The sequence below is a fragment of the Pseudomonas sp. GW821-FHT09A09 genome, from assembly GCF_059418405.1.
Genome location: NZ_JBWKPU010000009.1, coordinates 105,766 through 118,010, shown reverse-complemented (window position 1 = coordinate 118,010; position 12,245 = coordinate 105,766). Strand labels below are relative to the sequence as shown.

Genomic DNA, 12,245 nt, shown 5'->3' with positions numbered 1-12,245 from the left:
TCTGGAGTAAGCCTGACGGACTGTCAGCTTAATTCAGGAGGAATAGTGATGACGCACGTTTTGTCACCGTCGGTATTGGCACCCCGCAACAGTCAGCCCTTGGCCGTGACCGACCTGGACAACTGGAGCGACTGGAAATGGCAACAGCGCAATGCGGTGACCAAGCTTGATGAACTGCTGGGCTACTTTCCGGGGTTGGCACAGGATGGTTGGCTGCAGCGTATTGGCCAGCATCTGGAAGACCGCAAACTTACGGTAACCCCTTACACCCTGGGTCTGATCAAGGTTGATCAGCATCGGCGCCCCCTGACAGATGACCCCTTTTGGCGTCAATTGATTCCCGATTGGAACAGCACCCCTGCCGCCGAGGCCCTGGGCTACGACGGCGAGTCGGAAAACTGGGAATTGCCCGACGAAATGGTCACGCCGATCTGCCAGCACAAGTACGACAACCGGGTCATTCTGCGCCTGGCCAATGTCTGCCACGCGTATTGCCAGTTCTGCTACGAAGCCTTGCGCACCCTGGAAAAACAGACCGTTAAAAGCTCAATGCGCAAGCAGGACTGGCTCGATACGCTCGACTACATCCGTCAGAACCCGCAGCTCGATGAAGTGATCCTCAGTGGCGGCGAGCCGTTGATGCATTCTGACAAACACCTGGACGGCTACCTTGGCGACCTGCGAGCGATACGCCCCAACCTGATCATCCGCCTGCACACCCGTGCGCTGACCTTCAACCCGTACCGTATTACTGATCAACTCGTGGAGGTCCTCGGGCGGCACGACGTCACTGCCATAGGCTTGCATATCGTCCACCCCCGGGAAGTCACGGAAGACTTCCTGCAAGCTGCCAAGCGCCTGCGCAGCGTGTGCCCGATCCTATTCGCCAACATCCCATTGCTCAGTGGCATCAACGACGACTACGACACGATGGCCGAGCTGTGCCTGACCCTCTACCGGCACGGCATCCAGCCGCACTACTTGTATCACTTCATGCCGTTCTCACCCGGTTCCCAGGCCTTTCGTACCGACATCAGCGACGCCGTGGCCTTGGTCAGCCGGATGAAGCGCAGGCTGTCGAACATCGCCGTGCCTGAATACGTACTGCCTCACAAAACCGGCAAATACACCGTGCCGCTGGATCTGCTGAACGGTCTGCCGACCCTGCAGCGACGCAGCGACGGTGAATACCTGCAGTACACCAACTGGCAAGGCCAGCCCTGCACTTTTCCGGAATGAACCTTATGGTCAATCGTTTTGCCAGCCATCTGACGGGCCTGGACAACCCCAACCCGTTTCCTGGCATGGTCGCCTTTGAGCAGCGCACAGGCAGGCAGGTCGACTTGCGCCTGGGCGGCAATGAATGTCTCGACGCGCCACTCACCGCCTTGCGCGAGCGGTACGGTAATGACTTTTGCGAACACGCACGGCTGTATGGCGATCCGCAAGCCTTTGCCCTACGCCAGGCACTGGCGGCGGCCCATGGTTTCAACCCGGCGCATCTGTGCCTGGACAGCGGCGCCGATGCGGTCCTGGCGTTGTGCATTCGAGCCTTGTGCGCGCCGGGGGACCGGGTGGTGTGCAGTGCTGGCACCTATCCAACTTTTGCGTACTTTGCCAAGGCGGCGGGGTGTGAGGTGGTCGAAACCCCGTATCACCGCACGGACACCAGCCTGGCAGTGAACATTCCAGGCTTGTTGCTTGAGGCCGTGCGCTGCGGCGCCAAGGTGGTCTACCTGGCCAACCCGGATAATCCGACGGGCAGTTGGTGGTCGTTCGAGGCGGTCCAGGAGCTGGCGTCCTCCTTGCCCGATGATTGCACCTTGCTGTTGGACGAGGCCTACCTGGACTTCTGCCCTGACCTGCAGATGAACAGTGAGCGGGTGCTTGAGGGCTGCATCCGGGTGCGTTCTCTGTCCAAGGCCTACGCCCTGGCCGGTTTGCGCCTGGGGTATGCGCTGGCCGATCCTGCGACCATCGCCATGCTCGACAAGGTGCGCATTCACTACGCCGTCGGCGGCCTGGTGCAGCACGCCGCGCGTGTGGCGCTGGACGATCGGCGCCACGCCGAAGCCATCCAGGAAAACAACGCCCTGTTGCGCGATGCCTTCAGCCAGCGGTTGCGGGGGATGGGCTACCGGGTGCTGCCGTCCGGTACCAACTTCATCAGCCTGTTGTTGCCGTCCGCGGCGGCGGCTCACCACTTGCAGGAGCATCTGCTGGATCACCGGATTGCCGTGCACCGGCCACTGCATCCGGCGTTTGCCAACCTGATCCGGGTCACCGTCTGTGAAGCCGCCCTGGAGGAGCGCGTGCTGGAACTGTTCGAGAGGGCCATTGAATGAAACCTCAACTGCAGTTTCGTGACGCCTTTCAAGACGCCTTGCCCATTGTCATCAGCGGCTTTGTCTTCGGCCTGGTGTTTGGTGTATTGGCCAGCAAGGCCGGGCTGTCGCCCCTCGCCGCCACACTCATGAGCCTGATGGTATTCGCCGGTGCTTCGCAGTTCGTGGCGGTGGAGCAATGGCACTCCGGGCAGCTGTCGTTGGTGGCCATCGTGCTGACGACGTTGTTGGTCAATCTACGGCACTTGTTGATGAGTCTGTCGCTGCGCCCAGCGTTTCGCAAGGAGCCCAAGCGCAAGCTGATTCCCGCGTTTTCCTTGTTGCTGATCGATGAAACCTGGGCACTGGCCGAGCACCGCTTCAAGAAGTCGGCGCCGTCCCTGCGTTATTTCGTGCAGGCCGGCCTGCTGATCTATTTCGGCTGGGTCGGCGGCACGCTGCTGGGGACCCAATTGGGCAGCCATATTCCACGGCCAGCGGACTTCGGCCTGGATTTCACCTTTGTGGCGATGTTCCTGTCGTTGATGGTGTTGCTGTGGCAGCGCTCGCTGGATTTCTTCACGTGGCTGCTGTCCGGGGTCATCGCCTTCTACGCGGCGCAGTTGCCGGGTATTGGCCAGGCGTCGGTGGTCATTGCGGCGATTATCGCCAGTGCGTTGGTGGCCGCGTTGCCCCAGGCCGGACAACTGGAAATCGACCATGAGTGAGTTGGAACTGGCGGCAATCATCGGCATGGCCCTCGTCACCTACCTCACCCGTATCGGTGGGTTGCTGGTGACGGCTGAGCGCACCAGCTTGAACGGCTTCACAGAACGCTTTCTGAAAAACCTGCCGGCGGCGCTGCTGGCCGCGCTGATCAGTCCGAAACTCGCCACCGGCGATGTGTCGATCTGGCTGGCGGCGCTGATCACCGTGGCGGTGGTCTGGAAGTTCAAGAACACCTTGCTCGGCGTCGCCGCAGGCACCTTTAGCTGCGCGGCGATCCGTTGGCTCATTTAAGGACAAACCATGAAAATCGGAATCATAGACTCGCTTCACAACAGCTACGTGAGCAAGGCCGACATTGAGCAGGATGTCTTCGGCGGGCGGGCCAGCGTCTCGCTGTTCCAGGTCTCCAATGCGGACCAACTGCCGCAGGCTGCGATGCAATGCGACGGGCTGATCAGTTGGCACCTGGTACCGCTGCAAGCCGCGTTCATCAACCGCCTTGAACGGTGCCGGGGCATCGTTCGTGCGGCCGTGGGGTTTGACAATATCGACTTGGTGGCAGCCCGTCAGCGCCATATCGAAGTGGCCAACGTGCCCGACTACGGGACTGAAGAGGTGGCTGATCACGCATTGTCCATGGCCCTGTCGTTGCTACGCCGCTTGCCCCGCGGCCATGAGGTGGTGTCGCGAGGCAGTTGGGATTGGCGTGAAGTCGGCGCGTTGCCGCGCATGAGCCAACTGCACGTGGGCATTATTGGGTGTGGGCGGATCGGCATGGCGGCGGCGCTGCGCTTCAAGGCGTTTGGTTGTCAGGTCAGCTTTTACGACCCCCTTGTCTGCAGCGGGGTGGAGAAGTCCTTGGGGCTGCAGCGTTGCGAAACGCTGGAGCAGTTACTGCACAAGGCCGACTTGGTGAGCATTCACACGCCGCTGAATGAACAGACCCATCACCTGATCGGCGCACGGGAACTGGCGATGCTCAATGGCAAGTACCTGATCAACACCGCACGTGGTCCGATTATCGACTCACAGGCGTTGCGTGATGCCGTGGCCGACGGACTGTTGGCCGGGCTTGGGCTCGATGTCTACGAAGACGAGCGTCAAGCGATCCCCGAACAATTCCTGGGCCGTGATGATGTGTTGCTGTCACCGCATGTCGCGTTCTATTCCGACGCGGCGTTGCCGGAGTTGCGGGCCAAGGCAGCACAGGTACTGTTGAGCATTCTTGAACAGGGCAGCCACCGTAACGTGGTCAATTGACCCACGCTGGAGAGTCTCCACAGACTCTCCACACAGCCTCCATAAAACCGCTACGCAGCCCTCACACACTCTCCCCCCATCAAAACAGGGAGAGACCCATGAACCGCAGTCTGCTTTTCAAACTTGGCGCCATTGCGCTGCTGATCCTGCTGTTGCTGATTCCGTTGCTGATGATCAACGGCATCATCAGCGACCGCCAGCAGCTGCGTGACGGTGTATTGATGGACATCGCCCGCAGCTCCAGCTACAGCCAGCGACTCACCGGCCCGGTGATGGTGGTGCCTTATCGCAAGACCGTGCGCGAGTGGAAACTCAATGAAAAGCTCAACAAACGCTACGAAGTCACGCGTGAAGAGCGCGGTCGTCTGTATTTCCTGCCGGATCGATTTGAACTCGACGGCGAAGTGCAGACCGAACTGCGCGCACGGGGCATCTACCAGGCGCGGTTGTTCCATGCCGATACCCGCATCGGCGGGCGGTTTGAAGTGCCTGCGCAAATGGGCATCACGGAAGACTTTGCCGATTACCGCTTTGAGCCGGCGTTTCTGGCGGTGGGCATCAGCGATATTCGCGGCATCGAAAACGCGCTGAAGCTGGAACTGGCCAACCAGCGCCTGGAATTTGAACCGGGTTCCCAAGTCGATTGGCTGGGTGAAGGCGTGCACGTGGCGCTGCCGCAACAAGACAGCAAGAAGCCCTATGTCGTGGAGTTCGCCTTCGACCTGCGCCTGCAAGGCACCGAACAACTGCAAGTGGTGCCGGTAGGCAAGACCAGCCAGGTGACCCTGGCGTCCAACTGGCCGCACCCCAGCTTTATCGGCAACTTCCTGCCCGCCCAGCGTGAGGTCAGCGACACAGGCTTTACCGCGACCTGGCAAACCTCATTCTTCTCCACCAACCTTGAACAAGCGCTGCAAAGCTGTCTCGACGGGCAGGGCTGCAAGGACTTCAGCAACCGGGGCTTTGGCGTCAACTTCATTGACCCGGTGGACCAGTACCTCAAGAGCGACCGTGCGATCAAATATGCGCTGCTGTTCATCGCCCTGACCTTCGCTGGCTTCTTCCTGTTCGAAATGCTCAAGAACCTGGCCGTGCACCCGGTGCAGTACGCGTTGGTGGGGTTTGCGCTGGCGTTTTTCTACTTGCTGTTGTTGTCGTTGTCCGAGCATATCGGGTTCGCCATGGCTTACCTCATCTCGGCCAGCGCCTGTGTGTTGTTGATCGGTTTCTACGTGTGCCACGTGCTGCGCAGCGTCAGCCACGGGCTGGGCTTTTCGGCGGGGTTGGCAGCGTTATATGGCTTGTTGTACGGGTTGCTGAGCGCTGAGGATTACGCGCTGCTGATGGGCTCGCTGCTGCTGTTCGGCCTGCTGGGCACGGTGATGGTGCTGACGCGCAAGCTCGATTGGTATGGCGTGGGCAAGCGCAAGGCGGTCGAACCGTTGCAGTTTGACCTGGAGGCGGTGCAATGATCGGGTTGCGTGAAGATCAGCAGATGAAGGCGCGGATGGTCGCATTTCTCAACCACGCCACCGCCCCCTGTAGGAGCTGGCTTGCCAGCGATCGCGGTGGTCCAGTCAACGAGTCGCAAGCTGACACTCCGCTATCGCTGGCAAGCCAGCTCCTACAGGGGACTGCGGTGGTTTTCAAACCGGGGGCTGGGTCTGCTGCATCGAAGGGCGCTGGCTGACGTCGGCGTACCAGGCTGCAAGCTTGGGGTTAGCATCACGCCACTGCAGGTCGGGATGACGAAAATCGAGATAACCCAAGGCGCATGCCACGCTGATCGCCGCTATGTCGAAATGGCTGCTCAGCTCGGCAATCGCGTCCTGTTCCAGCTCGGCGAGGGTGCGGCGGATCTTGTTGCGCTGCTCGTCGAGCCACTGGTCCCAGTGTTTTTCTGCAGGGCGCATGGCGGTCTCGTAACGCACCAGCACGGCCGCATCCATGATGCCGTCGGCCATCGACGCCAGGGTCAGGCGGCGCCAGCGCGCGGAGCCGTCGCGGAGGATCAGCGGGTTGCCGACGTGCTGGTGGTCCAGGTAGTCGAGGATCACCCGGCTGTCGTGCAGTACCGACCCGTCGGCCAGGCGCAGGGCCGGGATCTTGCCCACGGGGTTGCCTTGCACCACCTGGGCGTCCGGGGCGACCGGTGTTGGCATGCACGCATGCAGGGCCACGCGGTCCTGCTGGCCGGTTTCGATCAACAGCACGCGCACTTTGCGGACAAAGGGTGAAGCGGGGTTGTGGAACAAGGTCATGCTGGGAGCGGACATGGGTACACCTCAAGAATGGGCTGCGGCTAGCCTAGAGACATTGAGGGTGTTTTTGAAGGCCTCATCGCAGGCAAGCCAGCTCCCACAGGGTAATGCATTCCAAGGTGGGAGCTGGCTTGCCTGCGATGACGGCCTCAACCGCGCCGCTTAAACAAACCCCATACACCAATGCCGGCAGGAATCCCCAACCCCACCCAACTGAGCGAATCCCACAGCCCATCCCCCAGCAACGCCGCAAACAACCCCGCCGCACTGAGCACGCCAATCCCCAGGGGAATGCCAAACACCTTCCAGAAACTCGACTGCCGCGGCTTCATGGCTTGGCCGCCTTGCGCCGCACGACCCACAGGTAGACCCCGCTGCCCAGCACGATGATGGTCAGCACATCCAGCACCGCCCACAGAATCTTCATCGGCATGCCGCCATAGTCGCCAAAGTGCAGCGGCTGGGACATGCCCATGGCGTCCATGTACCACGGCCGTTCGGCGATGGCGGTGACGGCCAGGGTGCTGGCGTCGATCAGCACCGGCGTGAGCAAGTGCGAGGTGAGGTGGGTGCTGCCTTTCATGAACACCGCGTAATGGTGCTCGCTGGAAAAGCGCGTGCCGGGGAAGGCGATGAAGTCCGGCTCCATGCCGGGCGCAGCCTTGGCGGCGATGGCCAGCAGCTCGGTAGCCGGTGCACGCTGGGTGAGCGGCGGAGCGTTCTTGTACGGCTCGATCATCGCGCTGAGGCTGTCCTGGCGCCAGGCGGCGATGATCAGGTCGGCGCAGGCGCTGATCACACCGGTCACGCCCACCACCAGCGCCCAGGTCAGGGTGACCACGCCGATCAGGTTATGCAGGTCGAGCCAGCGCAGGCGGGTGGATTTGTCTTGGCGCACGGTGGCGAACTTCAAGCGGCGCATGAACGGCAGGTACAACACCGTGCCCGAGACAATCGCCACCACAAACAGAATGCCCATGAACGCCAGCAGCAACTTGCCGGGTAGGCCGGCGAACATGTCCACGTGCAAGCGCAGCAGGAACAGCGTCAGCCCGCCGTTGGCCGCCGGCGTTTCCACGGCTTCGCCGGTGCGCGCATCGAGCATGAAGGTGTGCGACGAATTGGGTTCGGTGCCGGCTGTGGCGGCCATGATCGCGATCACGCCGTTCTTGTCGTCTTCGTCCCAGGCCAGGTACTGCATGGCTTCGCCGGGGCGATGGGCCTGGGCCTTGGCCACCAGTTGTTCCAGGTTGAGCTGCGGCGTATCGGCAGGCATCTGCGCCAGTTCCGGCTCGTTGCCCAGCAGGTGGTCGATCTCGTGGTGAAACACCAGCGGCAAGCCGGTAAGGGCGAGCAGCAACAGGAACACCGTGCAGATCAGGCTGGTCCAGGTGTGGATGAAGGACCAGCGGCGGATGGTTTTGCTTTTCATTTTTTCAACCTTCAGACACACCAAAGCCGCCCATGGGGGCGGCCTGGTGATGAACTCAGCCGATTACCACTGGTAGGTGGCGCTGGCGACGACGCTGCGTTGGTCGCCGAAGTAGCAGTAGTTGCCATCACAGGTGGACAGGTAGTCCTTGTTGAACAGGTTGGTGGCGTTGAGCTTTACCGAGGCGCCCTTGAGGCTATTGTCCAGGCGGCCCAGGTCGTAATGCACCGCGCCGTCGAACACGGTGTAGGCATCGGCCTTGCCCAGCCAGGTGTTGGCCTGGTCGCCATAGGTGTTGCCGGTGTAACGGGCGCCGAAGCCGATACCGAAGCCGTCGAGAAGGCCTGTGTGCCAAGTGTAGTCAGTCCACAGCGAAGCCTGCTGGTTGGGCATCAAGGTCAGGCGGTTGCCCTTGTAGATGCCTTTTTGCACTTCGGATTTGGCCAGGGTGTAGGCCGCAATCACCTTGAGGTTCTCGGTCACGTCAGACACGGCTTCCAGCTCCAGGCCCTTGACCTTCACTTCGCCGGTCTGGCTGTTGATCTGCTCGCCACCTGCGCCCAGGGTGGTCACCTGCACGTTCTTCTGGGTCAGGTCGTAGACCGCCGCGCTCAGCAACGTATTGGAGCCGGGCGGCTGGTACTTGACGCCCATTTCCCATTGCTTGCCTTCGGTCGGCTTAAACGTCGTGAGGGCATTGGTGTCGGCGTTGCTCGCCGGTTGGAAGGATTCGGCGTAGGACAGGTACGGTACGAAGCCCGAGTCGAACACATAACTCAGCGCGGCGTTGCCACTGAAATGCTTGATGCGATCGGTGTTGGTCGAGTCGTTGTCGTTGAAGTAGGTGGTGCCCTGATGCACCCAGTCTTCACGCCCGCCCAAGGTCAGGCGCCATTTGTCCAGGGCCATCTGGTCCTGGACATAGAGGCCGGTTTGCACGGTTTTCTGGTTGTAATCGTAAAACGGCCGCACGCCGGTGGGGCGCAACGTCGGCTGGGTGTTGATCGGGTTGAAAATGTTGATACCCGACGCAGTGCCGTAAATCGCCCGATAGGACGTATCGGTGCGCTGGTGATCCAGGCCGAGCAACAGGGTGTGGTTGATATCGCCGGTCGCGAAGTCGGCCTGGAAGTTGTTGTCCAGCGCCAACTGGCCGATGTTCTCGTCAACGTTGGTGGTTGAACGGCTGATATTGCCTGCGGCATCGGCCGGCGAGAAGGCATAAGAGCCCACGGTCAGTTGCTGGAACGACAGCTCCGACTTGGTGTAGCGCAGGTTCTGCTTGAACTGCCAGGTGTCGTTGAAACGATGCTCAAAGGCATAACCCAGTGCGTAGTAGGTACGGTCGTAGAACTCGTAGTCCGGGTCGCCCAGGTTCTTGTGGTGCGAGACTTCGCCCAGTGGCGAGTGGATCTTGGTGCCCTGGATCGGCATGAACTGGCTGGTGGTGCCGGTATCGTCACGAGTGAACTGCGACAAGAAGGTCAGCTTGGTATCCGGGTCGATGTTCCAGGTCAGGCTCGGCGCGATGTTGTAGCGCTTGTTGTCGATGTGATCGACCTGAGTACCGGCATCCCGTACCACGCCGCTGAGGCCATAGAGGAACTGGCCTTCATCGTCGATCTTGCCGGTGCTGGCGAAGTTGATCTGGCGGTAGTTGTCGCTGCCGTACTGCACCTGGATGGCATTGCTCGACTCGGCGCTGGGACGCCGGCTGACCATGTCCAGCAGGCCACCGGGTGGGGTCTGGCCGTAGATCGAGGAAGCCGGGCCACGCAGCAGGGCGAGGCGGTCGAGGTTCCAGGTCTCGGCTTTCGGGTTGGCGTACACACCGCGTGGCAGCGGCAGGCCGTCGAGGAACTGAGTGGGTTCGAAGCCGCGCACACGCATCCAGTCGTAGCGGGTGTCGCTGCCGTAGCTGGCGGACACGATGCCGGGCATGTATTTGACTGCGTCATCCAGGTTCTGGACGTTGCGGTCCTGCATTTGCTGGCGAGTGGCGACGGAGATCGAACGCGGTGCTTCGACCAGCGCGGTGTCGGTCTTGGTGCCGGCGGCGGTGCGTGTCGCCAGGTAGCCCTGCGCCGGGCCCCAGGCGCTTTCGTAGTTGGCGTCTTGTCCGGTGATGTTGGTTTCCGGCAGGGCCACCACACCGTCGGGGATCGCGACCAGGGTGAAGGTGCCGGCACTGCTTTGCTCCAATTGCAAACCGGTACCACGCAAAGCTTCACGCAGCGCGCCCTGTGGGTCGAACTGGCCTTTGACCGGTGCCGAGGTCTTGCCCGACGCCAGCGCCGGGTTGAGGGTCAACGCCAGGCCGGCCTGGCTGGCGATCTGGTTCAACGTGGTGGCCAGCGGCGCCGCCGGCAGGTCGTAGGCGCGCACGCTCGAGGCTTGTTCGGCTGCCATCAGCGCAGTGCTGGCCAGCGGGGTGCTTAAGGCAATGGCCACGGCTAACAGGCTGGGGCGCAACAAGGTGTCTAGCGTGCGGGACATAGGGCGGCTCCTGAATGGAAATATTTCTCAATTGCCTAGGTGCCGAACGAGAATTGAAAAGTGATAGGGCAGGGTGAAAATATTTTTTTCGGTTGGCCTTGAGGGCCTCTTCGCAGGCAAGCCAGCTCCCACATTTGATTGGGTTCACACGGTCAAAATGTGGGAGCTGGCTTGCCTGCGATAGCAATAGCCCAGGCACCGCAGAAACTAAGGCTTGGCTCTGACCGTCACCCACCACGGCGTGTGCTGCTCGATCTGCACCGGCAGAGTGGGCAGCAGCGCATTCAACGCCAGGGTGGTGTCATGCAGCGGGAAGCTGCCGGTAATCCGCAGATCCGCCACGTTCTTGTCCACACCCAGGTAGCCGGTGCGGTAGCGGCTCAGCTCGCCAACCACATCGCCCAGGCGTGCGTTGTCCACCACCAGCATGCCGCGGGTCCAGGCGTCGGTGGCGGGAGTGACGGCCAGCGCAGGGCCGAGGCCGTCGCTGCGCATCAACACTTGCTGGCCTTCCTTGAAGATCTGTTCCTGGTGCAACGCCTCGGGCTGCGCGGCCACGGCCGATTGCAGCACGCTCAGGCGCGTGGCGTCGTCTTCGCGCTTGACGATAAACCGCGTGCCCAAGGCGCGCAGGTTGCCGTCGCGGGTTTGCACATAGAAAGGGCGGGCGTCGTTGTGGCCGGTCTCAACCAGAATCTCGCCTTCTTGCAGCACGATCAGACGGCGCTTTTCATCAAAACGCACGTCGATGGCGCTGTGGGTGTTGAGGTTGATCAGCGTACCGTCCGCCAGTTTCAGCGTGCGTTGCTCGCCTGTCGCAGTGCGTTGATCAGCCATCCAATAGTGGATTGGCACGTAGCGCTCACCGGCAAACAACGCCAGGCCTATCACCAGTGCAATGCTCGCCAGGCCGCTGCCCAGCTTGCGCACGCGCTGGCGAATGCCTTCACGTGACTGCAACAACGCCGCCCGCGCCGGGCCCGAGGCCACGCTGAAACGCTGGTCGAGCATGCCCAGTTGGCGCCAGGCGCGGGCGTGTTCTTCATCGCTGGCCAGCCATTTGGCGAATTCTTCACGCTCCACCGCACTGCCGTCCCCCGAGTCGAGGGACAGTTGCCAGGCAATCGCGGCGTCCAGCACACGGGCCGAGACCGGCCGGGAGCTTGTCACAGCGGCTCGCCATACAGCGCGATGTAGCACTGGCGAATGCCCTGGGCCAGGTACTGGCGCACGCGAGGGACGGAGACGCCGAGGCGCTGGGCGATTTCTGCATGGCCCAGGCCGTCGAGGCGGTTATAGAGGAACGCGGCGCGAGCCTTGCTCGACAGCTTGCCGAGCAGGCGGTCGATGGCCTTGAGGTCTTCTAGGATCAGTTGCTGTTCTTCAGGCGAAGGGTGTTCGCTTTCCGGGATCAGCATCAATTCGGTGAGGTAGGCCTGTTCCAGGGCGGCGCGACGGAAGTAGTCGAACAGCAGCCCTTTGGCGATGGCTACCAAAAAGGCGCGTGGCTCGCGGGGTTCGCGCAACTCGTCACGGCCCAGCAGGCGCATGAAGGTGTCCTGGCTCAAGTCTTCGGCGCGGCTCGGGCAAGCCACGTTGCGTCGCAGCCAGGCCAACAGCCAGCCACGATGGTCGCGATACAACGCGCCAACAAGCTCACTGTGTGGGTTCTGGACCGACGACAAGGCATCACCGAATAAACAAGAGGTTTAAACTAACGAGAATTATTCGCGATTGTGTCAG

Annotated in this window: 12 protein-coding genes; 6 read left to right on the top strand and 6 right to left on the bottom strand. The window is 61.6% G+C overall.

Going from position 1 to position 12,245, the window contains the following annotated elements; translation table 11 throughout:
* The first annotated feature begins 48 nt into the window (after window positions 1-48).
* From AC07OV_RS10290 to creD, 6 genes are all read left to right on the top strand, one after another.
* Window positions 49-1,239, top strand: a complete 1,191-nt coding sequence (locus AC07OV_RS10290) for a KamA family radical SAM protein (protein ID WP_176996660.1) — start codon at window positions 49-51, stop codon at window positions 1,237-1,239.
* Between the two features lie 5 nt (window positions 1,240-1,244).
* A complete protein-coding gene (locus AC07OV_RS10285) occupies window positions 1,245-2,345 on the top strand; it encodes a pyridoxal phosphate-dependent aminotransferase (protein WP_494997312.1) in 1,101 nt (366 codons plus the stop codon).
* Window positions 2,342-3,052 (top strand): AzlC family ABC transporter permease, encoded by a 711-nt coding sequence (locus AC07OV_RS10280; protein ID WP_494997313.1) that lies wholly within the window; start codon window positions 2,342-2,344, stop codon window positions 3,050-3,052. The genes AC07OV_RS10285 and AC07OV_RS10280 overlap by 4 nt, the downstream gene beginning before the upstream one ends.
* The gene (locus AC07OV_RS10275) at window positions 3,045-3,344 is read left to right on the top strand and encodes an AzlD family protein (protein ID WP_176996657.1); all 300 of its coding nucleotides are present in this window, start codon (window positions 3,045-3,047) and stop codon (window positions 3,342-3,344) included. Before AC07OV_RS10280 ends, AC07OV_RS10275 begins: the two co-directional genes overlap by 8 nt.
* Before the next feature lie 9 nt (window positions 3,345-3,353).
* Window positions 3,354-4,313 carry a C-terminal binding protein gene (locus tag AC07OV_RS10270; RefSeq protein ID WP_176996656.1) on the top strand — a complete coding sequence of 320 codons (960 nt, stop codon included), beginning with the start codon at window positions 3,354-3,356 and terminating at the stop codon, window positions 4,311-4,313.
* 98 nt (window positions 4,314-4,411) lie between these two features.
* Window positions 4,412-5,785 (top strand): cell envelope integrity protein CreD, encoded by a 1,374-nt coding sequence (gene creD / locus AC07OV_RS10265; RefSeq protein ID WP_495092168.1) that lies wholly within the window; start codon window positions 4,412-4,414, stop codon window positions 5,783-5,785.
* A gap of 174 nt (window positions 5,786-5,959) precedes the next feature.
* Here creD and AC07OV_RS10260 read toward each other — a convergent pair whose 3' ends face one another.
* The 6 genes from AC07OV_RS10260 to AC07OV_RS10235 form a co-directional block, all read right to left on the bottom strand.
* On the bottom strand, window positions 5,960-6,589 hold the full coding sequence (locus AC07OV_RS10260; RefSeq protein ID WP_494997316.1) for a glutathione S-transferase: 630 nt from the start codon (window positions 6,587-6,589) through the stop codon (window positions 5,960-5,962).
* 134 nt (window positions 6,590-6,723) lie between these two features.
* A complete protein-coding gene (locus AC07OV_RS10255; protein ID WP_176996653.1) occupies window positions 6,724-6,906 on the bottom strand; it encodes a hypothetical protein in 183 nt (60 codons plus the stop codon).
* Window positions 6,903-8,006, bottom strand: a complete 1,104-nt coding sequence (locus AC07OV_RS10250; protein ID WP_495092167.1) for a PepSY-associated TM helix domain-containing protein — start codon at window positions 8,004-8,006, stop codon at window positions 6,903-6,905. The genes AC07OV_RS10255 and AC07OV_RS10250 overlap by 4 nt, the downstream gene beginning before the upstream one ends.
* A gap of 63 nt (window positions 8,007-8,069) precedes the next feature.
* The gene (locus AC07OV_RS10245) at window positions 8,070-10,502 is read right to left on the bottom strand and encodes a TonB-dependent siderophore receptor (protein ID WP_495092166.1); all 2,433 of its coding nucleotides are present in this window, start codon (window positions 10,500-10,502) and stop codon (window positions 8,070-8,072) included.
* A 207-nt stretch (window positions 10,503-10,709) separates the two neighbouring features.
* The gene (locus tag AC07OV_RS10240) at window positions 10,710-11,672 is read right to left on the bottom strand and encodes a FecR domain-containing protein (protein ID WP_495092165.1); all 963 of its coding nucleotides are present in this window, start codon (window positions 11,670-11,672) and stop codon (window positions 10,710-10,712) included.
* On the bottom strand, window positions 11,669-12,187 hold the full coding sequence (locus tag AC07OV_RS10235; protein WP_053131018.1) for an RNA polymerase sigma factor: 519 nt from the start codon (window positions 12,185-12,187) through the stop codon (window positions 11,669-11,671). The genes AC07OV_RS10240 and AC07OV_RS10235 overlap by 4 nt, the downstream gene beginning before the upstream one ends.
* Between the last annotated feature and the right edge of the window lie 58 nt (window positions 12,188-12,245).

Coding starts and splice junctions, on each gene's coding strand:
- AC07OV_RS10290 (WP_176996660.1), top strand. CDS start 49: ATGACGCACGTTTTGTCACCGTCGGTATTGGCACCCCGCAACAGTCAG.
- AC07OV_RS10285 (WP_494997312.1), top strand. CDS start 1,245: ATGGTCAATCGTTTTGCCAGCCATCTGACGGGCCTGGACAACCCCAAC.
- AC07OV_RS10280 (WP_494997313.1), top strand. CDS start 2,342: ATGAAACCTCAACTGCAGTTTCGTGACGCCTTTCAAGACGCCTTGCCC.
- AC07OV_RS10275 (WP_176996657.1), top strand. CDS start 3,045: ATGAGTGAGTTGGAACTGGCGGCAATCATCGGCATGGCCCTCGTCACC.
- AC07OV_RS10270 (WP_176996656.1), top strand. CDS start 3,354: ATGAAAATCGGAATCATAGACTCGCTTCACAACAGCTACGTGAGCAAG.
- creD (WP_495092168.1), top strand. CDS start 4,412: ATGAACCGCAGTCTGCTTTTCAAACTTGGCGCCATTGCGCTGCTGATC.
- AC07OV_RS10260 (WP_494997316.1), bottom strand. CDS start 6,589: ATGTCCGCTCCCAGCATGACCTTGTTCCACAACCCCGCTTCACCCTTT.
- AC07OV_RS10255 (WP_176996653.1), bottom strand. CDS start 6,906: ATGAAGCCGCGGCAGTCGAGTTTCTGGAAGGTGTTTGGCATTCCCCTG.
- AC07OV_RS10250 (WP_495092167.1), bottom strand. CDS start 8,006: ATGAAAAGCAAAACCATCCGCCGCTGGTCCTTCATCCACACCTGGACC.
- AC07OV_RS10245 (WP_495092166.1), bottom strand. CDS start 10,502: ATGTCCCGCACGCTAGACACCTTGTTGCGCCCCAGCCTGTTAGCCGTG.